This window comes from Kumtagia sp. (assembly GCF_059502445.1).
In genome coordinates this window covers 167,237-190,440 of the sequence record NZ_JCACER010000076.1, presented here as the reverse complement: position 1 = coordinate 190,440, position 23,204 = coordinate 167,237, and the positions used below count along the sequence as shown (strand labels likewise).

Below are 23,204 nucleotides of genomic sequence, written 5' to 3'. Positions count from 1 at the left end.
GTCACTCCGCCGCTTGCTGCCGGCCGAAGGCGATGCCGGTCAGCGTCTGGTTGAGATGCATGGTGCGGTACTGCTCGCCATAGGTACCGAAGCCGACGACGTTGTTGGTCCGGTAGAGGTCGGAGATGTCGCGCAGCACCTGGCGGTTGCGTGCGTCGAGCCGGCGCAGCACACAATCGAAGCCGAGTATCACGTCGATACCGCCGACCTTCTCGGCGACTTCCTGAAGGGCGGCGCGCGTCGATTCAACCATGCCGGTCGGCTGCGCGATCGACAGCACAACGCCGTCGTCGATGGCGCAGAAGAAGGACAGCGAGCCGTCGGGATTGAGCTTCTGGATGGAGCGGCAGTAGTACTCGCCGCCGACCCGCACCACCACCGGATGCGAGGCGAAGCTGAAGGGGGTGAGCGCGTCGGGCAGGATACCGACGGCCAGCGCGAACTCCTCCGCCGCCACAGCGGCGTTGAACTCGTGGACGATCCGGCGGTCGGGGTCGGAGGCGGTGACCACCAGCTTCTCGTCGGTTGGAACGAAGTTTTCGGTCTTGAACACCTGGAACGGCACGTCGGTCCGGACCAGGATCACCACCGCGCAATCCGTGTCGACGGCGCCGTCGCTCAGCAGCGTCGTCGTCTCGAAATGCAGGTCGTCGCCGGCCGATCCGCCGATCAGCGGGATGTCGTCGAGGCCCCAGTGGATCGCCGAGGTCACCGATTCCTCGGCGAAGGACAGCCCGTCGATCAGGCAGAGCGCGAAGGCGCCCGCCGAGGAGGAATCGCCGGCATGGGCGGCGAGCGTGCGCCTGAGCGTGCCGACGTCGGCGGCGATCCTGTCCATGCCGCAGCCCGACAGGTTGCGGATCATGGCGCTGACGATGGTGAAGCGGCGCGCCGGGAAGAGAATGGCCAGCATCTGCCCTTCCTCCAGCCCGAACGGCGTGATCTCGCCGGCGGTCGAGCAGCCGGCATGCCGCAGTCCCGGCGCGTGCCGGGCGATCGCCGCGGAAAGATCGCGAGCCGCGACGAGCTCCTGCGAGAAGAAGAACAGGGCGAAGCCGGCGTCGATCGCCGCGGCCTCCCGGGCCACGCTTGCCGCGAAGACATCGGCATCGCGCCGCTCGGTGCTGAGCACCGTCAGGCCGCAGCCATAGGTCATCTTCGATGTGACTGGCGCCAATTCCTCCGGCCTTCCGCCGCCGACCGCAACTGCCGTGCCCACGCACGATGACGTGATGCATTCTTGTCCGCGCGACGCTCTTTTGCAATGCTGGGCGGCGAAGCGGCTGGCCTTTAGTACAATATACGCTTTCGGGGGCCGGCTGCATTCTCGCCATATCGGCTGCCGGCTATGTGCCGGGGAGCCACCGCGATCGACGAACGGGGGTGCCCGGAGTGCCCTGAAAAAATACCTACCGAGGGAGGCAGGCAGAATGTCGGACGTTTCTCTAACCGTGAACGGGCGCCAGGTGAACGCAGCGGTCGAGGACCGCACGCTCCTGGTGCATTTTCTCCGCGAGCATCTCGGGCTCACCGGAACGCATGTGGGCTGCGACACCTCGCAATGCGGCGCCTGCGTCGTGCATGTCGACGGCAAGGCGGTGAAGTCCTGCACCATGCTCGCCGCCCAGGCCTCCGGCTCCACCGTGGTCACCATCGAAGGGCTCTCCGACGGTACCGGCCTGCACCCGGTGCAGGCCGCCTTCAAGGAGAATCACGGATTGCAGTGCGGCTTCTGCACGCCGGGCATGATCATGGCGGCGACCGACATGATCAACCGTCACCCGGAAGGCCTCGACGAGGCGACCGTGCGGGCCGAGCTGGAAGGCAATATCTGCCGCTGCACCGGCTACCACAACATCGTCAAGTCGATCCTGGCGGCCTCGCAGGCGATGGCCAAGGGCAAGGGCAGGGCGAAGGCGGCATAGGGAACAGAGCGAATAGGGAGTAGCGAATAGGGAATAGGGATTTTTCCTGTACCGCCCGCCTTTCTGCCATTTCACTACTCGCTATTCGCTATTCCCTATTCGCTTCTGAATTTCGGGAGGAAACCATCCAATGGGCATCGAGGGAATCGGCGCACGCGTTGCGCGCAAGGAGGACAGGCGCTTCATCACCGGCGCCGGCCGCTATGTCGACGACATGGTCGTGCCCGGCATGAAGCACGCGGCATTTGTGCGCAGCCCGCACGCCCATGCCGACATCAAGAAGATCGACGTGTCCAGGGCCAAGGCGATGCCGGGCGTCATCGGCGTGTTGACCGGCAAGGAGCTCAAGGCGGACGGCATCGGCAATTTGATCTGCGGCTGGATGATCCATTCCAAGGACGGCACGCCGATGAAGATGGGCGCATGGTCGCCGCTGGCAGTCGGCTCGGTGCGCTATGTCGGCGACGCGGTGGCGATCGTGGTGGCCGAGACCAAGGGCCAGGCGCGCGACGCGGCCGAGGCCGTCGATGTCACCTACAAGGAGAAAAAGGCGGTAACCGAGGCGGTCGACGCGCTGAAGAAGGGCGCGCCGCAGATCCACCCCGAGGCCGAGGGCAACCTGATCTTCGACTGGGAGATCGGCGATGCCAAGGCGGCGGACGCGGCCATCGCCTCGGCCGCGCATGTGACACGGGTGAAGATCCACAACAACCGGCTGGTGCCCAACGCCATGGAGCCGCGCGCAGCACTCGGCCACTATGACCGCGGCGAGGACCATTACACCTGCTGGACCACCTCGCAGAACCCGCATGTGGCGCGCCTCGTCATGAGCGCCTTCTACAATGTCGCGCCGGAGAACAAGCTGCGCGTCATCGCGCCGGACGTCGGCGGCGGCTTCGGCTCGAAGATCTACATCTATCCGGAAGAGATCGTCTGCCTGTGGGCGTCGAAGAAGACCGGCGTGCCGGTGAAATGGGTGGCCGACCGTACCGAGAGCTTTTTGACCGACGCGCATGGCCGCGACCATGTGTCGGAAGTCGAAATGGCTTTCGACAAGGATAACCGCATCACTGGGCTCAAGGTCGACACGATCGCCAATCTCGGCGCCTACATGTCGCTGTTCTCGTCCTGCGTGCCTACCTATCTCTACGCCACGCTGCTGTCGGGCCAGTACGACATCCCGGCCATCCATGCCAATGTGCGCACGGTCTACACTAACACCGCGCCGGTCGACGCCTATCGCGGGGCGGGGCGGCCGGAGGCGACCTATCTGCTGGAGCGCACCATGGAGATCGCGGCGCGCGAACTCGGCGTGTCGCCCGCCGAGCTGCGCCGCAAGAACTTCATAACCCAGTTCCCGCACCAGACGCCGGTGATCATGAACTACGACGCCGGCGACTATGCCGCCTCGCTGGACGCCGCGATGCAGGCGGCCGACTATGCCGGCTTCGAGAAGCGCCGGGCGGCGGCGAAGAAGCGCGGCAGGCTGCGCGGCATCGGCATGGCCAACTACATCGAGGCCTGCGGCATCGCCCCGTCGGCGGCGGTCGGTTCGCTGGGGGCTGGCGTCGGACTCTGGGAATCAGCGGAAGTGCGAGTCAACGCCGTTGGCACCATCGAGGTGCTGACCGGCTCGCACAGCCACGGCCAGGGCCATGAGACCACCTTCGCCCAGCTCGTTTCGGATCGCTTTGGCGTGCCGATCGACAGCGTCTCGATCGTGCACGGCGACACCGACAAGGTGCAGATGGGCATGGGCACCTACGGCTCGCGCTCCGGCGCGGTCGGCATGTCGGCGATCGTCAAGGCGCTCGACAAGGTCGAGGCCAAGGCCAAGAAGATCGCCGCGCATCTGATGGAGGCCGACGAGGGCGACATCGTCATCGAGAACGGCGCGCTCAAGGTCGCCGGCACCGACAAGACGGTGCCGTGGTTCCAGCTGGCGCTCGCCGCCTACACCGCCCACAATTTGCCGGCCGGCATGGAGCCGGGCCTGAAGGAGGGCGCCTTCTACGATCCGTCCAACTTCACCTTCCCGGCGGGCTGCTACATCTGCGAGGTCGAGATCGATCCCGAAACGGGCCGCACCGACATCGTCCAGTTCGTGGCGGCCGACGATTTCGGCAACATCATCAATCCGATGATCGTCGAAGGCCAGGTGCATGGCGGCATCGCCCAGGGCGTCGGCCAGGCGCTGCTGGAAGGCGCCTACTACGATGGCAGCGGGCAATTGCTGACGGCGAGCTACATGGACTACACCATGCCGCGCGCCGACGACCTGCCGTCCTTCAAGGTGTCGACCTCGAACACGCCGTGCCCGAGCAATCCGCTCGGCATCAAGGGCTGCGGCGAGGCCGGCGCCATCGGTTCGCCGCCGGCGGTCATCAACGCCATCACCGACGCGCTCGGCACCGAGAACCTGACCATGCCGGCGACGCCGCAGAAGGTGTGGGCGGCGGCACGCGCGGCGACGAGGCATTGAGAGAAGAAGCGAATAGCGAATAGGGAGTAGCGAATATTGAAAGAAGGCGCTGGCGTTATAGGATCAATTCCCTATTCGCTACTCCCTATTCCCTATTCGCTCTCTCCCGAAGGGAGAAACACGATGTATTCCGTCACCTACCACCGCGCCGCCTCGCTTTCCGACGCGGCCAAGCTCGCCAAGAAGGACGAGGCAAAGTTCCTGTCGGGCGGCATGACGCTCATCCCCGCCATGAAGACGCGGCTCGCCGCGCCACCCGACGTGATCGACCTGACGCACATCGCCGAGCTCAAGGGGATCACCGTGTCGGGCAAGAGCGTCACCATCGGCGCGGCGACGACCCATGCCGAGGTCGCCAACAATGCAAAACTCAAGGCAGCATGCCCGGCGATCTGCCACCTTGCATCGCATATCGGTGACCCGCATGTGCGCCATCGCGGCACCATCGGCGGCTCGATCGCCAACAACGATCCCGCCGCCGACTACCCGGCGGCGATGCTGGCGCTGAACGCCACCATCGTCACCACCAAGCGCGAACTCGCCGCCGACAAATTCTTCAAGGGCCTGTTCGAGACGGCACTGAAGGACGGCGAGATCGTCACGGCGGTCCGCTTCACGGTTCCGGCCAAGGCCGGCTACGCAAAATTCCCAAACCCTGCCTCGCGCTACGCCATGACCGGGGTGTTCGTCGCCAGCGGCAAGGAGGGCGTGCGTGCCGCCGTGACCGGGGCCGGCGACGACGGGGTGTTCCGCTCCAGGCCGATCGAGGCGGCGCTGGCCAAGAACTTCGAGGCTGCCGCGCTTGAAGGCGTGTCGGTGCCGAGCGACGGCCTGATGAGCGACCTGCACGCCTCGGCGGAGTACCGGGCCAATCTCGTCGTGGTCATGGCCAAGCGCGCGGTGATGACGGCGAACGGGTAGGAAAGCGCATCTCGCTGGCAGGCGCGGCCGGCTTAATCTCCTCTTCGCGGGGAGGGCAGGGATTGTGCCACCAGCGCCTCTGGTCTTGTATTCGTTTGCCTGCCTTTCGGGAGGCGACGAGCCTGTGGAGAACTATCGCGGCCGTTGACCCCGCCGGCGCGGACGCTAAACCTTCGATCCATGGCTCTCAACCTCATAAAGCTCTGCGTCGGCTGCGACAGCGTCGAGGACCTGGAGGAATGGATCGCCTTCCGGCTCGATGAAAGGCGCCGCGCCGGCGAGCCTGTGGAACAGTGGCACACGACCCGGATGGTGCCGAGCCGCACGGCGGAACTCGTCGACGGCGGCTCGCTCTACTGGGTGATCAAGGCGCAGGTGCAATGCCGCCAGCGCCTGCTCGACATCCGCCCGTTCGTGGATGCCGACGGCATCGGCCGTTGTCATCTAGTCCTCGATCCGAAGGTGGAGCGCACGCAATGGCAGCCGCGCCGCGCCTTCCAGGGCTGGCGCTACCTGAAGCAGGCGGACGCGCCGGCCGATCTCGGCAGGGGCGGGCCGGGCCTGATGGAGATGCCGCCGAAGCTGCGGCAGGAGCTGGCCGAGCTCGGGCTTCTCTAGCGCCACCGCGAACGCGACGAACGCTTCCGATCGTTACGCCTTCAGCGCCTGCTCCAGATCGGCGATAAGGTCGTCGCCGTCCTCGATGCCGGCCGACAGCCGCACCAGCGAATCGGAGATGCCGATGGCCGCGCGCTGCTCGGGCGGGATCGAGCCGTGCGTCATCAGGGCAGGGTGCTCGATCAGGCTTTCCACACCGCCGAGGCTTTCGGCCAGCGTGAACAGGTGCGTGTGCTCGAGGAAGCGCTTGGTGCCGGCGAGGTCGCGGTCGAGCTCGACCGAGATCATGCCGCCGAAGGCGTGCATCTGTCGCCTGGCGATTTCATGCTGCGGGTGGCTGGCGAGGCCGGGATAGAGGACGCGGCGCACGTCGCCGCGGCCTTCCAGCCAGAGCGCGATCTTTTCGCCGTTGGCGGAGTGCCGCTCCATGCGCAGCGCCAGCGTCTTGAGGCCGCGCAGTGCCAGAAAGCTGTCGAACGGCCCGGAAATGGCGCCGACCGCGTTCTGCAAAAATTTCAGCCGGTCGGCGAGGTCGCGGTTGTCACCCACCACCGCCACGCCGCCGACCATGTCCGAATGGCCGTTGAGGTATTTCGTCGTCGAATGCACGACGATGTCGATGCCGAGCTCCAGCGGCCGTTGCAGGTAGGGGCTGCAGAAGGTGTTGTCGGCGACTGACAGCAGCCCCTTGCGGCGGGCGAGCGCCGCCACGGCTTCGAGGTCGACGACCCTGAGCAGCGGGTTGGTCGGGGTCTCCACCCACAGCAGCTTCGTCTCCGGCCGGATCGCCGCCTCGACGGCGGCGAGGTCGGTGAAGTCGACGAAGCTGGTTTGCAATCCGGCCGAGCGCTTTCTCACCCGCTCCAACAGCCGGAAGGTGCCGCCATAGATGTCGTCGGTGGCGACGATGTGGGCGCCCGAATCGAACAGCTCCAGCACCGTGCCGATCGCCGCAAGGCCCGATGCGAAGGCGAAGGCGGCGGTGCCGCTTTCGAGATCGGCCACGGCGCGCTCGAAGGCGAAGCGTGTCGGGTTCTGGCTGCGGGCGTATTCGAAACCCTTGTGCACGCCCGGGCTCTGCTGGCCGTAGGTGGAGGTGGCGTAGATCGGCACCATCACCGCGCCGGTGGTCGGATCGTGGCTCTGGCCGCCATGGATGGTGCGGGTCGAGAAGGCCAGCCGGTTCCTGCGCTCAAGGGTCATCGATTGCGCCTCAGATGGTTGATGAGATCGACCCGCGTGATGAGGCCGAAGAATTCGTCGCCGTCGAAGACGATCGCCACCTCGTTGCGCTCGAATACCGGCAGCAGCGCGTCGAGCGTCTGGCTTGCCTGCAGCGTGTGCAGGTCGGCGGTCATCGCCGAACTGACGGGCGCGCTGAAGCGGTCCCAGCGGCCTTCGTAGGGGCCTTCCAGCACGGCAAGAATGTCGCTCTCGTCGACGATGCCGACCAGCCTTCCGTCGTCGAGCACCGGCAGCTGCGAGACGTCGCCGCGGCGCATACGGCCATAGGCGGTGAGCAGCGTGTCCTGCGGCCCGACGAAGACTGTACCGCCCTCGCGATGCGAGCGGGCGACGATGTCGCGCAGGTCGCCATGCTGCTCGCGCTCCGCAAGGCCCTGTTCGGCCAGCCAGAAATCGTCGAACACCTTCGACAGATATTTGTTGCCGCTGTCGCACACGAAGGTGACGACGCGCTTCGGCGCGGTCTGCTCGCGGCAGTAGCGCAGGGCGGCGGCGAGCAGCGTGCCGGACGAGGAGCCGGCGAGGATGCCCTCCCTGGACAAGAGGTCGCGCACCGCCAGCATGCTGTGCTTGTCGGTGATCGAATAGGCCTTCTTGACGAGGGAAAGGTCGCAGTTGGGCGGAATGAAGTCCTCGCCGATGCCTTCCACCGTCCAGCTACCGGCTTGGCCGAGCTCGCCGGTCTTGACGTAGGGCGCGAGCACCGATCCCACGGGGTCGGCCAGCACCATCTCCGTCTTGGGCGAGACCTTCGCGAAGAAGCGTCCGAGCCCCGTCAGCGTGCCGCCGGAGCCGACGCCGACCACCACGGCATCGACCTTCTCGCCGAGCTGGCTCCAGATCTCAGGCCCGGTGGTCGTCTCATGCGCCAGCGGATTGGCCGGATTGGCGAACTGGTTGACGTAGAAGGCGCCGCGCGTGTCGGCGGCGATCTTTTCCGCCATGTCCTGGTAATATTCGGGATGGCCCTTGCCGACGTCGGAGCGGGTCAGCCGCACTTCGGCGCCGAGCGCCCTAAGATGCTGGATCTTCTCGCGCGACATCTTGTCGGGAACGACCAGCACGATGCGATAACCCTTGGGGATGCCGACCTGGGCGAGACCGAGCCCGGTGTTGCCGGCGGTGGCCTCGACGATGGTGCCGCCCGGCGCCAGCCTTCCATAGCGCTCGGCGTCGGCGATCATCGATAGCGCGATGCGGTCCTTGATCGAGCCGCCGGGGTTCTGGCTCTCCAGCTTGACGAACAACCGGCACTTGCCGGTATCGAAACGTGTGAGTTCGACGACGGGCGTCTCGCCGATCAGGTCGAGGACGGAGCTGTAAGGTGGCCTGAGCCGCCCCTTGTTACCGTCTGATGCCGATACCGCATGGACGCTCATTCCTGCCTCCCTGTTGCCGGCCGAACGCCCGGCACTGCGCCGGGAGCGATTCACCGTGTTGGAGCTTATCAGCAAACGCGCATGACCGGCATCGCGTTGCCGGCCGCCCTCATCTCACAAGCGGCTTGTTCCGAAGAAGGCAGCATTCACTATTATTCGACCGAATTCGGGATTTATGTTTCAATGCCGTGAGAAAACCACCCATTTTCAGGAAGATTCTACCGGCTTCCAATGGATTTTCGAGGCGAGCAGCAAGCCCGCCGCGGCTCGGGCGATGCCATCCACAGCGGCATCAGACGTTAAGTCATTGCTTCGATTCATTAATCTATAATTCTAGTAGACATTGTTGACATCCTGAAATCAGGAGTCATAATCCGTGACAGACGTGCCGTTCTGCCAACCGTCCGCAATCGCATGGGGAGGAGTTGACGATGACACAGAAAGTCCGGTCGCTGATCGACCGCCTGCGGGCCTTTCTTTCGCCGGCCCGCCAGACCCAAGCAGACAGCCGCACCGCGCCTGACGACAAGGATCGTCTGACGCGTGATGAGTCGTTCTATTGGGGCTGGTGCATGAACGGCCATTGGTGAGCCGCTCAAAAGCCCCACCCGCAACCCTTTCGACAGTCGAGCCTTGAGCGGCCTGTTCGGCCGCGATTGCGCCAGAAAGCGAAATCGGCCAGAGGAGCCATGCCATGACCCGAGTTCTTCCCCCGCTGTACGAAGGCCATGCGCCGATCTTTCTTCACCTCGCCTTCCAGGAGGCTCTGGATGCCTATGAGGACTGGAATTTCGATGTCGGCGAGCCGGCCGTCGATCTCGACGGCAAGGCGGTGCCGATCAGCTCCGTCTTCGGCCGCATGCGCACCTGTACCGATATCCTGCCGGTCAGCACACTGGATTCGGTCAAGATCGTTCTCGGCGAGCGCGCAGCCGAGCTTGACGACGACGCGGCCACCTATGCGCAGGCCGCCTTCCTGATGCGGGCTGTTTGCGTGGAACGGCTGCGCGGAGACGGAAATTGAAATGCGGTTCCAATTTCTTCGGCTGAAGAGGGATGATGTTCCTCTTTCTCTGCAAAATTCGGAATCGACCAAATCTACTTATTTTATAGACTAAAGGGAAAGAGGAGGTTGCCGTGGCTCACACTCAAAACCTGTCCGAAACCCGCTCCGCGTCGCGCTCCCAGAATGCCTCGGCCGGCTCCTCGTTGGCTTCGGTAGCGGCGCACGCCGTGTTCCTCGCAGCGGTGGCCTTCGCCGCGGCCCTGGTGCTCGGCTTCGTTGCCTGAAGCGGCCGTCCGGCCGCTTCCAACCGGATACCCGGAACAATCCGCTCGCGTTTCTGACTGACCGTTCGCGCCGGCTGGCGCGCGGAAGGCGAAGGAGTGTCCCATGCAACTCGCATTTTCCCATGTCGCCGGTCCGTCTCGCGCCGTCAGCGGAGGTGTCGTGACGTCCTTCTTCTTCGATGCCCACGACGCCGAGCAGCGGATCGCCGCGATCGAGCGTGCCGGATTCTCGCGGCTGGTCGTCGACGACGCCGGCGGGCTGCTGACCAACATGGACATCGCCGCCGAAGCGGTCCGGGCCTCCGGCGGGATCGACATCGCCCTGACACACTGGGCCGGCGATATAGAGCCGGCCGTTGCGGCGCGCCAGCTGGCGGCGTTGGATGCCATCAGCGGCGGCAGGCTGGCGCTGCGGATGACGGCTGGTGGGGATATCGATGCCGCCACGCATGTCGAGGCACTGGCCCGGACGGATGAATATCTGGTGCTGCTGAAACGCCTGTGGTCGAACGCCTCGCCCTTCGATCACGAGGGGCCGGCCTACAGCCTGCGTGCCGGTTTCGTGCCGCGCAAGGGGCCGCGCGGCGCCGACATACCGGTGCGCATGAACGGCCTGTCGGGCACCGCCTTCCGCGTCGCCGGTCGCCATGCCGACGTCTTCGAGCTGCCCTACGGGGCGCCCGATCAGCTCCGGCATGTGATCGGACGCGTGCTGGCCGCCGCGGCCGAGCGGGGGCGGGCGGGCAAGGTCGGCTTCGCCCTGCCGCTCAGCCTGCGGCATTGGCAGCACGGCGGGACAGCCGACGATGCAATGGACGCCGCCATCCGGGCCGGCTCGCCCGAGCGGCTTGCGCAAGCGCTTCTGCCTTACGCATCGCTCGGCGTCTCGGAGCTGATGATCCATGATCTGAACACGGTGGAGACGATCGCCGCCTTCGGCGACCGGATCGCGCCCGCCATCAGGGATGCCGCCGAGCGGCGGCTTTCGCCCGAGGTGGCATGGCCAGGCCGTCCCTTCCGCCCCGTCCTGTCGGCCGGGCTGTCGGCGCCGGACCTGTTGCGGCATCACTGAACGGATACGCTTCACCGATGGAGAGCCGGCGCCAGACGCCGGCCCTTGTCGTAACGCGGCGATCGGCGTCGTCTGCCGCCGTCAGGTCCCGGCGTGCCCGAGCAATGTCCTCGCAAGCCCGGCGCATTGCGTGCGGATGTCAGGGATCGCCTCGATCTCGAAGAAGGTACCGCGGGTCAGCGGGCCAACGGCGAACAGCTTGTCCGACGCCGAGCCGTTGTCGGCGATGACGGCGCAGCCATCGGTCACGTCGAGGCCGAGTTTTAGCGCGTCGGGGCGTGCCAGGCCGCGGTCGATCAGCGCACGCACCACCGCGATCGAGCCGGCGGACAGATCCTTGACGATCCCGGTGCAGTCGTAGACGCGGTCGGCTTCGATGGTCTCGGGCGCCCGCGAATGGCGATGCTGCAGCGCCACCGCGATACGGCCATCGTGTTTCGTCATGCTCTCGACGCGCGCCGCCACGAGGCGGATGCGTCCGCTCCTCACCGCCGCGTCGATGCGCATATGGATTGCCGGCGCCATGCGGTGGCGATGGATGTCCCACCAGGCCTTCGTGTGCTCGAGGAAGCGGCGCTTCGCCGAAGCCGGCCAGCTCTGCCAGACGCTCTGGTTGAACGGGCGCAGGCCGTCGAGAACGTCGCGCCAGTCGCCGCCGGCCCTTTGGGTCGCGCGGATGAGGTCGCGCAGCCAGCCGACGAAATAGGACAGCTCGGTGCCGAGAGGCACGTCGGCGATGTCGAGGCGGATCGGCTTGCCCTTGCGGTGCGGCGAGGGCAGCAGCCCGCGGCGCGAGACCGCGACGACCTCACCGCGATGGCCGCGATGCTGCAGCGTCAGCCATGCGTCGACCATGCTGAGACCGGTGCCGAGGATGAGCACACGCGCCTGGCTGTCGAGCGGCGTGTCGGCGGGCGAATCGACGCGAACGGAGAGCGGATGCTCGGGAGACGGCTCCTCGTCGTGGCCGACGGCCAGCACCGCGGCGTGGCAGGCGATGCTGGTGCCGTTCGCCAGCTGCACGTCGACGCCGGAGGCTGTCGGCATGAGCCCTGCGCAGGTTTCCCGCACCACCCGCAGCCGGTCGCCCTCGCGTTGGACAATGTCGGCCAGCAGTTCCTCCAGATACCGCCCATAGATGGCGCGCGGCAGGTAGACGGCGGGATTGCCGTCGGTGACGATGCCGTTTTCGCGCACCCAGCGCCAAAAATGCTCGGGGTCGTCGGCATAGGCGCTCATGCCGAGGGCGCTGACGTTGAGGACATGGTCGGGTAACGTGGTCGAATAGGCCCGCCCGCGTCCGAAGGTCGGCGCCTTCTCGATCAGGGTGACGCGCAGGTCGGGCTGCGGCGACCTGAGCAGATGCGCGGTGAGCAGCACGCCGCTGGCTCCGCCGCCGACGATGGCGATCGAGGAGCGCTGCCGACCGCTCACGCGCGCGCCCCGTAAGGGGGAGGGCAGTCGCGTGTCGCAAGCGGCGAGGAGTTCGGGGGCCTCGCACCCCCACCCCTAACCCCTCCCCACAAGGGGGAGGGGAACTTTGCGGCCGCTATACCGGGCGAAATCGCCGCCGATTGGCGTCTGGCAGAGGCGCGGCACGATTCCCCTCCCCCTTGCGGGGAGGGATTAGGGGTGGGGGTGGACTGAAGTGCGATCGCCCGGCCGGCGAGCGGCGGCCTCAGGCCTGATACTTCAGCAGCGCCGCGACGTCGTCGTTGGCAGCGTCGCGCATCTGCTCGAGGCTGCGGTTGTCCAGCACCGAGGCAATGGCGTGGCGCACCTCCAGCATCATGTGCCGGACCTGGCAGGTCGCCTCGTCGCAATCCTCGCAGCGCTGGTACTGCGTGTGACTGGCGCAGGGGATGGGCGCCAGCGGACCGTCGAGCACGCGGATGACGTGGCCAATCCGGATCTCGGCGGCCGGCCGGGACAGCCGGTAGCCGCCGTCCTTGCCCTTGCGGCTCTGCACGAAGCCGGCGTTGCGCAGCTCGCCGAGGATGGCGTCGAGGAACTTCTTCGGGATGTTGTTCGTCTTGGCGATGTCGTTGACGAATGCCAGCCGGCCCTCGGGTATCTGCGACAGGTGGATGAGAGCCTTCAGCCCGTACTTGCCTTTCTTGGTGAGCATTTTTCTGCGGTTTCTTTGTGTTGCCTGAGAAAGCCCGATGCGTATGCGGGAAGGGCTCGCATCCGCCCCGAGTAATTTTGAGTGAGTCTATAAACAAGTGCAAATGCGTTGATTTTTCGTCATTTCTACGACGAATCCGGAAATATCCATGTCGACTCTCGACGTTTTCGAGCAAAAACGGCTTCATTGGCGGCGTTCGGCCTCGTGGCGGGACGGTCCAAGGGTGCAGGCAAAGTCTATAGAAAAAATAGGATTAGGGAAGCACGCCAGCAGGCTCCTTCGCCTTCAAGCCGCGAAAACCCGCATGCGCACCACCCGCAGAACGCCGCGGTCGCCCGCCGCGACGACGGTTTCCGGCGGCACGTCGAGCTCAGCCGTTTCACCACTTCCGGTACGGACAGACAGGCGGCGGCCGTCCGGCCTGTCGATGACGCGCGAAACCGTGGCTGCGACGCCGTCGCCCTCGCTGGTCCATTCGAGGTCGCCGGGACGCAGATAGATGTCGGCCGGGCCGTCGGGACAGCCGGCGGCGTCGAGCGTCAGGCCGTCGAGCGAGGCGATGCCATCCTTGACGGTGGCGCGCAGGCGGTTGGTGTCGCCGAGGAACTTCATCACGAAGGCGGTGGCCGGCGCGCGGCAGACTTCTTCGGGCGTGCCCTGCTGGACGATCCTGCCCTCGTTGAGGATGACGACTCGGTCGGCGAGGTCGAGCGCTTCCTCCTGGTCATGGGTGACGAACAGCGTGGTGATGCCGAGCTCGTCATGGATCTCGCGCAGCCAGCGGCGGAGGTCCCGGCGCACATTGGCGTCGAGCGCGCCGAACGGCTCGTCCAGCAGCAGCACTTTCGGGTCGACAGCCAATGCTCTTGCGAGCGCCACGCGCTGGCGCTGGCCACCGGAGATCTGGGTGGGGAAACGGTCGCCGAGACCTTCCAGCTTCACCAGCCTGAGCAAATCGGCGACGCGCCCGGCGACCTCGGCCTTCGTGCGCCGCACCTTCGAGACCTTCATGCCGAAGCCGATGTTTTCGGCCACCGTCATATGCGGAAACAGCGCGTAGTGCTGGAAGACGAAGCCGACGCCGCGGTCGCGCACCGGAATGTCGGTGGCGTCGTGCTCGCCGAACAGGATGCGGCCGCCGTCGGCATATTCGAGCCCGGCGACCATGCGCAGGATCGTGGTCTTGCCCGAACCGGACGGCCCAAGCAGCGCCACCAGCTCGCCGCTCTCGATGTCGAGCGACACGCCATGGACGGCGCGGAAGGTGTCGAAGGTCTTCACGACCTCGTCGAGGCGGATATTCATTTCGCATTCCCCGGAGCGGCGTTCGGCGCGGCGAGCGCCGGGCGGCTGGCGCGGCCGGCGCCCTGGCGCTCCAGCAGCACTTTGGCGGCTATGGTGACGATGGCGAGCACGGTCAGGATGGCGGCGGCGGCGAAGGCGCCGGCCGTCTGGTAGTCGTGGTAGAGCAGCTCGACATGCAGGGGCAGCGTATTGGTCTGGCCGCGGATGTTGCCGGACACGACCGAGACCGCGCCGAACTCGCCCATGACGCGGGCGTTGCACAGCACCACGCCGTAGAGCAGCGCCCAGCGGATGTTGGGCAGCGTGACCGAGAAGAAGGTGCGCCAGCCCGACGCGCCGAGCGAGGTGGCGGCCTCCTCCAGGTCGCGCCCCTGCGCCTGCATCAGCGGCACCAGCTCGCGCACCACGAAGGGCGCGGTGACGAACATGGAAGCGAGCACGATGCCGGGCAGCGCGAACAGGATCTTGATGCCGGCGGCGTCCAGCATCGGGCCGAATACGCCCTGCAGGCCGTAGACGAACAGATAGGCGACACCGGCAACGATGGGCGAGACCGAGAACGGGATCTCGATCACCACCAGCAGGAAGCGGCGGCCCCAGAAGTCGAATTTGGTGATCGCCCAAGCGGCGGCGATGCCGAAGACGGTGTTGACCGGCACGGCTATCAGCGCCGTCACGACGGTCAGCATGATGGCGTGGCGGGTGTCGGGATGGCCGATCGTGCGGGCGAAGCCGGCGAGGCCGAGCGAAAAGGCCTGGGTGAAGATGACGACGAGCGGCGCCAGGACGAGCAGGGCGCCGAGGACGAGCACGAAGGCGATGAGCGTGCGCCGGATCGCCGGGTTGTCGCCGACGCGGGGAGGGCGCTTTCCTCGCTGCATGTCAGCTCCTCGCCGTGTAGCGCAGGGCGCGCGCCTGCAGGAGGTTGGTGAAGGCCAGCATGACGAAGGCGGTGATCAGGAGCACCGAGGCGATCGCCGCCGCCGCCTGGTAGTCGTATTCCTCCAGCCGGATGAAGGTGAGCAGCGCGGTGATCTCCGTCGACATCGGCTGGTTGCCGGCGATGAAGATGACGGCGCCGAATTCGCCGAGGCTGCGGGCGAAGGAGAGCGACAGGCCGGCGAGCAAAGCGGGCATCAGCAGCGGCAGGATCACGCGCAGGAAGATCGAGCGGTCGGAGCCGCCGAGCGTCTGCCCGGCCTCCTCCAGCGTCGGGTCGAGGTCTTCGAGCACCGGCTGCACCGTGCGCACGATGAAGGGCAGGCTGGTGAAGGACATGGCGATCATGATGCCGAGCGGCGTGTAGGCGACCTTGACGCCGGTCTCGGCCAGCACCGAGCCGAACCAGCCGTTCGGGGCGAACAGCGCGGTCAACGCGATGCCGGCAACGGCGGTCGGCAGCGCGAAGGGCAGGTCGACGATGGCATCGACCAGCCGCTTGCCCGGAAACTGGTAGCGCACGAGCACCCAGGCCAGCGCCAGGCCGAAGACGAGGTTGAAGGCGGTGGCGGCGAGCGCCGACAGCACAGTGACGCGATAGCTGGCGACCGCGCGGGCCGACGACACGACCCGCCAGTAGTCCTCCGGGCCAAGGCTGGCGGCGTGAAATACCAGAGCGCCAAGCGGCAGCACCACGATCAGGCAGACATAAAACAGCGTGACGCCGAGCGACAGGCGCAGGCCGGGGAGGACGCGGCGGCGGGTCAATTCGTGACTCCGCTTGTTGAGCAGGCACTAGTGGCAGCTGCTGAAGCGTCGGCTTCCTTCGCACCCCCCTCTGTCCTGCCGGACATCTCCCCCGCAAGGGGGGAGATTGGACGACCGCCTTGGTTTCGCCAGTCACCAACCTTAGGGATCAGGCGAGCAGAGCGAAGCTGCCAGTCTCCCCGCCTGCGGGGGAGATGTCCGGACCATTCGACAAGCTCAGGACAAAGGGGGGGGCGAAGGGGCACGTGCTTCAATTCTGATCTTTGGAAAGCAAAAAACCGGCGGGCCCAGGAGGCCCGCCGGCCATCAAGCCGAAACGACGCGTCAGGTCAACGCTCGCCGTAGATCTGGTCGAGCAGGCCGCCGGAAGCGAAATGCTCCTCCTGGACCTTCGGCCAGCCGCCGAACACGTCCTCGACGGTCACCAGACGGACTTCCGGGAAGGTCGCCTTGAACTCCGCCGCCACCGTCTCGTCGCGCACGCGGTTGCCGTTCTCGGCGGCGATCTTCTGGCCCTCGGGCGTATAAAGGAAGTCGAGATAGCCCTTCGCCAGGTCGCGTGAGCCGCGCTTGTCGACCACCTTGTCGACGATGGCGACCGGGAACTCGGCGAGCAGGCTGACCGAGGGCGTGACCGTCTCGAACTTGTCCTCGCCGAACTCCTTGCGGATGCCGGTGGTCTCGGATTCGAAGGTGATCAGCACGTCGCCGATCTCGCGCTCGACGAAGGTGGTGGTGGCGGCGCGGCCGCCGGTGTCGAACACCGGCACGTTGTCGAAGAGTTTCGTGACAAATTCCTTCACCTTGGCCTCGTCGCCGTTGAAGGCCTCGCGGGCGTAGGCGGTGGCGGCGAGATAGGTGTAGCGGGCGTTGCCGGAGGTCTTCGGGTTGGGGAAGATCACCTGCACGTCGTCGCGCACGAGGTCGCTCCAGTCCTTGACGTTCTTCGGGTTGCCGGCGCGCACCAGGAAGGACGGCAGCGAATAGAAGGGCGAGGCGTTGCTGGCGAAATCGGCCTGCCAATCGTCGGAGACAAAACCGTTCTTGACCAGGAAGTCGATGTCGGTGACCTGGTTGAAGGTGACGACGTCGGCCTCCAGACCCTCGACGATGGCCCGGGCCTGTTTCGATGTGCCGGCATGCGACTGGTCGACGGTGACGTCCTTGCCGGTGTCGGCCTTGTATTTCGGCACGAAGGCGGCATTGACGTCCTCGAACAGCTCGCGTGCCACGTCGTAGGAGGCGTTGAGGATCTTGTCCGCCGATTGCGCGCTGGCCGGGCCGGCGAGCAAGGCTAGGGCGGCGCCGAGGAGCAATAGGCGTTTCATGGATGTCTCCGGAAGAGGGTGTTGCCTGAGGATGCCAAAAATAATGCCCATCGCGCGCTTGGCAGAGAGACGGACCTGCAGTTTGTAGGTAGTCTTTAGAAAATTGTTCCTGAAATTGTTCGAAATGGGGTCGGGAATTGCGACCGTATCCGCGGCGGAAGCTGCACGCTCGCGGTCGGCCAAGTCTGCCAGTGGTGACGACTGATGGCTTGGGAGGCGGGCCTCCGGTATTCCACGAAATGAATGAGAAAGAAATTTCTTTTTAGCAAGGAATTGCTACAAAGGTGCCATTGCTCTATCGACGGAATGGTCGGAGCAGGAGCGCATAGAGTGAGCGACACGCATATTCCTCTGAACGAAATCGCACCGCTGGCGACGGCACTGCGCTTCCTGGCCGCCGACGCGGTCGAGCGGGCCGGCACCGGCCATCCCGGCATGCCGCTCGGCATGGCCGATCTGGCGACGGTGCTGTTCACCCGGCACCTCAAATTCGACGCGTCAGAGCCGAAATGGCCGGACCGCGACCGCTTCGTGCTGTCGAACGGCCATGGTTCGATGCTGCTCTACGGGCTGCTGCATCTCACCGGCTATGCCGACGTGCCGCTGGAGGAGCTGCGCAATTTCCGCAAGGCTGGCGCGCTCGCCGCCGGCCATCCCGAATACGGCCATTTTGCCGGGATCGAGACGACCACCGGGCCGCTGGGGCAGGGCGTGGCGACCGCGGTCGGCATGGCGCTGGCCGAGCGCATGCTGGCGGCGGAGTTTTGCGCGGACCTCGTCGACCACCGCACCTGGGTGTTCTGCGGCGACGGCTGCCTGATGGAGGGCGTCAGCCAGGAGGCGATCTCGCTCGCCGGTCATCTCGGCCTGTCGAAACTGACGCTGGTTTTCGACGACAACAGCACGACGATCGACGGGCCGACCTCGGTCAGCACGTCCGACGACCAGCGCAAACGTTTCGAGGCGTCGGGCTGGGCGACGATCGGCGTCGACGGTCACGATGCCGAGGCCATCGACCGCGCGTTCACCTATGCCAGGGCGTCGGACAGGCCGACGCTGATCGCGGCGCGCACCAGGATCGGTTTCGGCGCGCCGACCAAGCAGGGGCTTTCCGCCGCGCACGGCTCGCCACTCGGCGCCGGCGAGGTCGAGGCGATGCGCAAGGCGCTGAACTGGCACCATTCGCCGTTCGAGATTCCCGAGGCCATCGCGGTCGCCTGGAAGGCAGCCGGGCGGCGCGGCGGGGTCGAGCGCGCCGCATGGCAGCGACGGCTCGAAGCGACGGAGCCGGCGCGCCGCGCCGCCTTCTCGCGGCGGATCGAGGGCAGGCTGGATGCCGCGGCGGAGCCGGCCGTGCAGGCGGCGATCGCCGCGCAGGTGGCGAAGCCGGCCGCCGTGCCGGTGCGCCAGGGCAGCCAGCTTGCCACCGGCGTGCTCGCTTCCGTCATGCCGGAACTCGTCGGCGGCTCCGCCGACCTCACCTCCAGCGTGCTGTCGCGGCCGGACGGCATGCCGCCGCTGACGCCGGGCGACCTCGCCGGCCGGCATATCAGCTTCGGCGTGCGCGAGCACGGCATGGCGGCGGCGCTGAACGGCATCGCCCTGCATGGCGGCTTCGTGCCCTACGCCGGTACCTATCTCACCTTCAGCGACTATGCCCGCCCGGCGATCCGGCTGGCGGCGCTGATGGGCATCCGCACCATCTTCCTGATGAGCCACGATTCGATCGGAGTGGGCGAGGACGGCCCGACCCATCAGCCGATCGAGCATCTGGCGTCGCTGCGCGCCATTCCCGGATTGAAGGTCTACCGGCCGGCGGACAGCGTCGAGGCGCTGGAATGCTGGTACGACGCCGTCGCCGGCCAGTGCCCGAGCGTCATGGTGGTGGCCCGCCAGAAGGTGCCGCAGGTCAGACTCTCCTTGGCCGAAGGCATGCCGGCGCGGCGCGGCGCCTATCTGCTCGCCGGCGGCGCCGAGCGCGACCTCACGCTGCTCGCCTCCGGCTCGGAGGTCAGCCTGGCGCTGGAGACGCGCGAGCTGCTGGCCAAGCACGGCCTCGAGGCGGCGGTGGTGTCGATGCCCTGCTGGGAGGTCTTCGCCCGCCAGGACAGCGCCTACCAGGCCGCCGTGCTGGGGGATGCCCCGCGCTTCGCCATCGAGGCGGCGTCGCCGTTCGGCTGGGAACGCTACACCGGGCGCTCGGATCACATCTTCGGCATTTCTACCTTTGGCTTCTCGGCGCCGGGCGCGGTCGTCTATGGGCATTTCGGCTTGACGCCCTCGGCGATTTCCGAACAGATCCTCCGTCTCACCAGCACCAAGCTCAAGAAGGCGGTGTGATCATGGACACGGCCAATCTCGCGTCTGCCCAGGCGAGGAACGAAGGCATGCCGCTGCGCCTCGACCTCGTCGAGGACCAGCGCGCCAATCTGAGCGCCATCGAGCGCCGTGCCGCCACGTTGGCGCCGCGCCGCAGCGTCAAGAAGGAATGGCAGGCGGCGTGGCTGGTGCGCGCCATCGGTCTGATCGACCTGACCACGCTGTCGGGCGACGATACGCCGGAACGGGTGCGCCGCCTCTGCGCCAAGGCGCGCAACGCGCTGCGGCAGGACCTGGTCGAGGCCCTTGGGCTTTCCGGACCGGTGACGACGGGTGCGGTCTGCGTCTACCCGACCATGGTGTCGACGGCGGTGAAGGCGCTGGACGGTTCGGGTATTCCGGTGGCCTCGGTGGCGACCGGCTTTCCCGCCGGGCTGATGCCGCTGAAGCTGCGGCTGGAAGAAATCCGCTACTGCGTCGCGGAGGGCGCCGGCGAGATCGACATCGTCATCAACCGGGCGCTGGTGTTCGACCAGGACTGGCTGGGGCTTTACGACGAGGTGCGGCAGATGCGCGAGGCCTGCGGCCCGGCGCATCTCAAGACAATCCTGGCGACCGGCGACCTGAAGACGCTGCGCAACGTGGCGCGCGCCTCCATGGTCTGCATGATGGCCGGCGCCGACTTCATCAAAACCTCGACCGGCAAGGAAGGCGTCAACGCCGTGCTGCCGGTCGGTCTGGTGATGACCCGCGCCATCCGCGCCTATGAGGAGGAGACCGGCGTCAGGGTCGGCTTCAAGCCGGCCGGCGGCATCTCCGGCGCCAAGGATGCGCTCACCTGGATGACGCTGATGAAGGAGGAGCTGGGCAATGCCTGGCTGAAGCCGGACCTGTTCCGCTTCGGCGCCAGCTCGCTGCTCGGCGACATAGAGCGTCAGATCGAGCATTTCGTCACTGGCCGCTATTCGGCGGCGATGCGCCACGCCGTGGCGTGAGGAGACCGGCCATGCCCTCCGTCAGCGAGATCCTTGAGACCATGGACTACGGCGTCGCGCCCGAACAGAACACCGAGGTCAAGGCGTGGCTCGCCGCGCATGCCGGCGGCTTCGGCCATTTCATCGGCGGCGCCTTCACCGCGCCGGCCGCCGGCGCCAGCTTCGAGGTGCTGAACCCGGCGACCGGCGCCGTGCTCGCGGCCTGCGCCGAAGGCTCGACGGCCGATGTCGATGCGGCGGTCGCCGCGGCGCGCAAGGCGCTTCCGGGCTGGTCGGGCCTGCCGGGCCATGTGCGCGCCCGCCACCTCTACGCCATCGCCAGGCTGATCCAGAAGCGCGAGCGCTTCTTCTCCGTGCTGGAGACCATGGACAACGGCAAGCCGATCCGCGAGAGCCGCGACATCGACGTGCCGCTGGTCGTCCGCCATTTCTACCACCATGCCGGCTGGGCGGAACTGATCGAGACCGAGTTTCCCGGCATGGCTCCCGTCGGCGTCTGCGGCCAGATCATCCCGTGGAACTTCCCGCTGCTGATGCTGGCCTGGAAGGTGGCGCCGGCGCTCGCCGCCGGCAATACCGTGGTGCTGAAGCCGGCCGAGTTCACGCCGCTGACGGCGCTCGCCTTCGCGGAAATCTGCCGGGAGGCGGGCCTGCCCGCCGGCGTCGTCAACATCGTCACCGGCGCCGGCGAGACCGGCGCCGCAATCGCCGGTCATCGCGGCGTCGACAAAATCGCCTTCACCGGCTCGACCGAGGTCGGCCGCATCATCCGCGAGGCGACCGCCGGCACCGGCAAGAAGCTGTCGCTGGAGCTCGGCGGCAAGTCGCCCTTCATCGTCTTCGACGACGCCGACCTCGACAGCGCGGTGGAGGGCATCGTCGATGCCATCTGGTTCAACCAGGGGCAGGTGTGCTGCGCCGGCTCGCGGCTGATCGTCCAGGAAGGGATTGCCGCCCGCTTCCTCGCGAAACTCAAGGCGCGTGCCGAAAAACTGCGGGTCGGCGACCCGCTCGACAAATCGACCGACATCGGTGCCATCGTCGCCGAGGTGCAGCTGGAGCGCATCCGCGCGCTGGTCGAGGAAGGCCGGCGCGAGGGCAGCGAATGCTGGCAGGCGTCGGCGCCGCTGCCGGGGCAAGGCTTCTTCTTCCCGCCGACCATCTTCACGGCGCTGGCGCCGGCCTCGCGGCTCGCCCAGGAGGAGATTTTCGGGCCGGTGCTGGTCTCCATGACCTTCCGCACGCCGGAAGAGGCGGTGATGCTCGCCAACAATTCGCGATACGGGCTCGCCGCCTCGGCCTGGTCGGAGAACATCAACGTGGCGCTCGACGCGGCCGCGAAGCTGAAATGCGGCGTGGTGTGGGTGAACTCCACCAATCTGTTCGACGCCGCAGCCGGCTTCGGCGGCTATCGCGAGAGCGGTTTCGGCCGCGAGGGCGGGCGCGAGGGGCTTTACGAGTATCTCGTCGCCACGCCGGCCAAACGCACTCGCAAGGTCACTCCGACCGTCCAGCCGGACTTCTCCGCAGCGCCGGCTGCCGGCCAGGTGGCGGAGAACGATGTCGTGCGGCTCGATCGCACTGCAAAGCTCTATATCGGTGGCAAGCAGGCGCGGCCGGATTCCGGCTACAGCTACGCGGTGCGCACCGCCGACGGGCGGCTGGTCTCGCAGGCCGGGCTCGGCAACCGCAAGGACATCCGCAACGCCGTCGAGGCCGCGAACAAGGCGACGGGATGGGGCGGCAATTCCGGCCACAACCGCGCGCAGGTGCTGTTCTATCTCGCCGAGAACCTGGAGGCGCGCAGCGCCGAGTTTTCAGCCCGCATCGACAGCCTGACCGGCGTGGGCGCGGAAGCCGCGGCCGAGGAGGTGCGGCTCTCGATCCAGCGCCTCACCTATTACGCCGCGCAGGCCGACAAATATGACGGCCAGGTGCACTCCACCCGCGCCCGCCACGTCACGCTCGCCATGAACGAGCCGTGGGGCACGATCGGCATTTTGTGCCCGGACGAGGCGCCGCTGCTCGGCTTCGTGTCGCTGGTGGCGCCGGCGATCGCCATGGGCAACCGCTGCATAGTCGGTCCCTCGCAAATCCATCCGCTGGTCGCCACCGACCTCTACCAGGTGCTCGACACCAGCGACGTGCCGGGCGGCGTGGTCAACATCGTCACCGGCGAGCGCGATCTGCTGGCGAAGACGCTGGCCGAGCACGACGAGGTGGCGGCGCTCTGGTATGTCGGCACGCCGGAGGGCGCCGCACTCGTGGAGAAGGGCTCGAGCGGCAATCTCAAGGCGACCTGGGCGGTCGACCAGACTGCCATCGACTGGCGCGACGGCAGCCAGGGTTTCGGCAGGGCGTTCCTGCGCCGCGCGACACAGGTCAAGAACATCTGGATTCCCTACGGGGACTGAGTGGCTGGAAAACCGGTTGAAGTCTCGTTCGCCCGACAAGGAATCCGGTCGCTAAAACAGGATTTTCTGATAAGCA

20 protein-coding genes are annotated in these 23,204 nt (G+C 66.7%); 11 read left to right on the top strand and 9 right to left on the bottom strand.

From position 1 onward, the window contains the following. Nucleotide 1 precedes the first annotated feature (1 nt). Nucleotides 2-1,156 carry an FIST N-terminal domain-containing protein gene (locus AC5JDC_RS20700; protein ID WP_106771863.1) on the bottom strand — a complete coding sequence of 385 codons (1,155 nt, stop codon included), beginning with the start codon at nucleotides 1,154-1,156 and terminating at the stop codon, nucleotides 2-4. A gap of 274 nt (nucleotides 1,157-1,430) precedes the next feature. On the opposite strand from AC5JDC_RS20700, the gene AC5JDC_RS20695 reads away from it, so the two are divergent. From AC5JDC_RS20695 to AC5JDC_RS20680, 4 genes are all read left to right on the top strand, one after another. Then, on the top strand, nucleotides 1,431-1,925 hold the full coding sequence (locus AC5JDC_RS20695) for a (2Fe-2S)-binding protein (RefSeq protein WP_106771862.1): 495 nt from the start codon (nucleotides 1,431-1,433) through the stop codon (nucleotides 1,923-1,925). Between the two features lie 130 nt (nucleotides 1,926-2,055). Beyond that, nucleotides 2,056-4,407, top strand: a complete 2,352-nt coding sequence (locus AC5JDC_RS20690) for a xanthine dehydrogenase family protein molybdopterin-binding subunit (protein WP_495844185.1) — start codon at nucleotides 2,056-2,058, stop codon at nucleotides 4,405-4,407. A gap of 123 nt (nucleotides 4,408-4,530) precedes the next feature. Beyond that, nucleotides 4,531-5,328 carry an FAD binding domain-containing protein gene (locus AC5JDC_RS20685; RefSeq protein ID WP_495844183.1) on the top strand — a complete coding sequence of 266 codons (798 nt, stop codon included), beginning with the start codon at nucleotides 4,531-4,533 and terminating at the stop codon, nucleotides 5,326-5,328. A 180-nt stretch (nucleotides 5,329-5,508) separates the two neighbouring features. Continuing rightward, nucleotides 5,509-5,946, top strand: coding sequence for a DUF1489 family protein (locus AC5JDC_RS20680; protein WP_495844181.1), 438 nt, complete (start codon nucleotides 5,509-5,511; stop codon nucleotides 5,944-5,946). A 33-nt stretch (nucleotides 5,947-5,979) separates the two neighbouring features. Here the strand turns inward: AC5JDC_RS20680 and AC5JDC_RS20675 are convergent, their stop codons facing one another. Both AC5JDC_RS20675 and AC5JDC_RS20670 read right to left on the bottom strand, forming a co-directional pair. Continuing rightward, nucleotides 5,980-7,149, bottom strand: a complete 1,170-nt coding sequence (locus AC5JDC_RS20675) for a cystathionine gamma-synthase (protein WP_495844179.1) — start codon at nucleotides 7,147-7,149, stop codon at nucleotides 5,980-5,982. Continuing rightward, on the bottom strand, nucleotides 7,146-8,570 hold the full coding sequence (locus tag AC5JDC_RS20670; RefSeq protein WP_495844177.1) for a pyridoxal-phosphate dependent enzyme: 1,425 nt from the start codon (nucleotides 8,568-8,570) through the stop codon (nucleotides 7,146-7,148). Before AC5JDC_RS20670 ends, AC5JDC_RS20675 begins: the two co-directional genes overlap by 4 nt. A 431-nt stretch (nucleotides 8,571-9,001) precedes the next feature. Here AC5JDC_RS20670 and AC5JDC_RS20665 point away from each other — a divergent pair, with 431 nt between their 5' ends. The 4 genes from AC5JDC_RS20665 to AC5JDC_RS20650 all read left to right on the top strand — a co-directional run bounded on the left by AC5JDC_RS20665 (nucleotide 9,002) and on the right by AC5JDC_RS20650 (nucleotide 10,932). Further along, the gene (locus AC5JDC_RS20665; protein WP_495844175.1) at nucleotides 9,002-9,160 is read left to right on the top strand and encodes a hypothetical protein; all 159 of its coding nucleotides are present in this window, start codon (nucleotides 9,002-9,004) and stop codon (nucleotides 9,158-9,160) included. Between the two features lie 104 nt (nucleotides 9,161-9,264). Then, nucleotides 9,265-9,594 (top strand): BRA0787 family protein, encoded by a 330-nt coding sequence (locus AC5JDC_RS20660; protein ID WP_495844173.1) that lies wholly within the window; start codon nucleotides 9,265-9,267, stop codon nucleotides 9,592-9,594. 113 nt (nucleotides 9,595-9,707) lie between these two features. After that, nucleotides 9,708-9,860 carry a hypothetical protein gene (locus AC5JDC_RS20655; protein ID WP_165816035.1) on the top strand — a complete coding sequence of 51 codons (153 nt, stop codon included), beginning with the start codon at nucleotides 9,708-9,710 and terminating at the stop codon, nucleotides 9,858-9,860. A 103-nt stretch (nucleotides 9,861-9,963) separates the two neighbouring features. Then, a complete protein-coding gene (locus tag AC5JDC_RS20650; protein ID WP_495844171.1) occupies nucleotides 9,964-10,932 on the top strand; it encodes an LLM class flavin-dependent oxidoreductase in 969 nt (322 codons plus the stop codon). A gap of 81 nt (nucleotides 10,933-11,013) precedes the next feature. Here the strand turns inward: AC5JDC_RS20650 and AC5JDC_RS20645 are convergent, their stop codons facing one another. From AC5JDC_RS20645 to AC5JDC_RS20620, 6 genes are all read right to left on the bottom strand, one after another. Continuing rightward, nucleotides 11,014-12,366, bottom strand: coding sequence for an FAD/NAD(P)-binding protein (locus AC5JDC_RS20645; RefSeq protein WP_495844169.1), 1,353 nt, complete (start codon nucleotides 12,364-12,366; stop codon nucleotides 11,014-11,016). 244 nt (nucleotides 12,367-12,610) lie between these two features. Then, nucleotides 12,611-13,060 carry an RrF2 family transcriptional regulator gene (locus tag AC5JDC_RS20640; protein WP_495844167.1) on the bottom strand — a complete coding sequence of 150 codons (450 nt, stop codon included), beginning with the start codon at nucleotides 13,058-13,060 and terminating at the stop codon, nucleotides 12,611-12,613. Between the two features lie 285 nt (nucleotides 13,061-13,345). Beyond that, nucleotides 13,346-14,365: a sulfate/molybdate ABC transporter ATP-binding protein gene (locus AC5JDC_RS20635; protein WP_495844165.1), complete on the bottom strand. Its 1,020-nt coding sequence runs from the start codon at nucleotides 14,363-14,365 to the stop codon at nucleotides 13,346-13,348. Next, a complete protein-coding gene (cysW, locus tag AC5JDC_RS20630) occupies nucleotides 14,362-15,246 on the bottom strand; it encodes a sulfate ABC transporter permease subunit CysW (protein WP_495844163.1) in 885 nt (294 codons plus the stop codon). The genes AC5JDC_RS20635 and cysW overlap by 4 nt, the downstream gene beginning before the upstream one ends. Before the next feature lies 1 nt (nucleotide 15,247). Then, the gene (cysT, locus tag AC5JDC_RS20625; RefSeq protein WP_495844161.1) at nucleotides 15,248-16,072 is read right to left on the bottom strand and encodes a sulfate ABC transporter permease subunit CysT; all 825 of its coding nucleotides are present in this window, start codon (nucleotides 16,070-16,072) and stop codon (nucleotides 15,248-15,250) included. A 329-nt stretch (nucleotides 16,073-16,401) separates the two neighbouring features. Then, on the bottom strand, nucleotides 16,402-17,400 hold the full coding sequence (locus AC5JDC_RS20620) for a sulfate ABC transporter substrate-binding protein (RefSeq protein WP_495844159.1): 999 nt from the start codon (nucleotides 17,398-17,400) through the stop codon (nucleotides 16,402-16,404). Between the two features lie 330 nt (nucleotides 17,401-17,730). Here AC5JDC_RS20620 and tkt point away from each other — a divergent pair, with 330 nt between their 5' ends. Genes tkt through AC5JDC_RS20605 form a run of 3 tightly spaced genes read left to right on the top strand, consistent with a single transcriptional unit; the run spans nucleotide 17,731 to nucleotide 23,128 of the window. Next, nucleotides 17,731-19,740, top strand: coding sequence for a transketolase (tkt, locus tag AC5JDC_RS20615; protein WP_495844157.1), 2,010 nt, complete (start codon nucleotides 17,731-17,733; stop codon nucleotides 19,738-19,740). Between the two features lie 2 nt (nucleotides 19,741-19,742). Then, on the top strand, nucleotides 19,743-20,714 hold the full coding sequence (gene deoC, locus AC5JDC_RS20610) for a deoxyribose-phosphate aldolase (protein ID WP_495844155.1): 972 nt from the start codon (nucleotides 19,743-19,745) through the stop codon (nucleotides 20,712-20,714). 11 nt (nucleotides 20,715-20,725) lie between these two features. Continuing rightward, nucleotides 20,726-23,128 (top strand): aldehyde dehydrogenase family protein, encoded by a 2,403-nt coding sequence (locus AC5JDC_RS20605; RefSeq protein WP_495844153.1) that lies wholly within the window; start codon nucleotides 20,726-20,728, stop codon nucleotides 23,126-23,128. Nucleotides 23,129-23,204 lie beyond the last annotated feature (76 nt).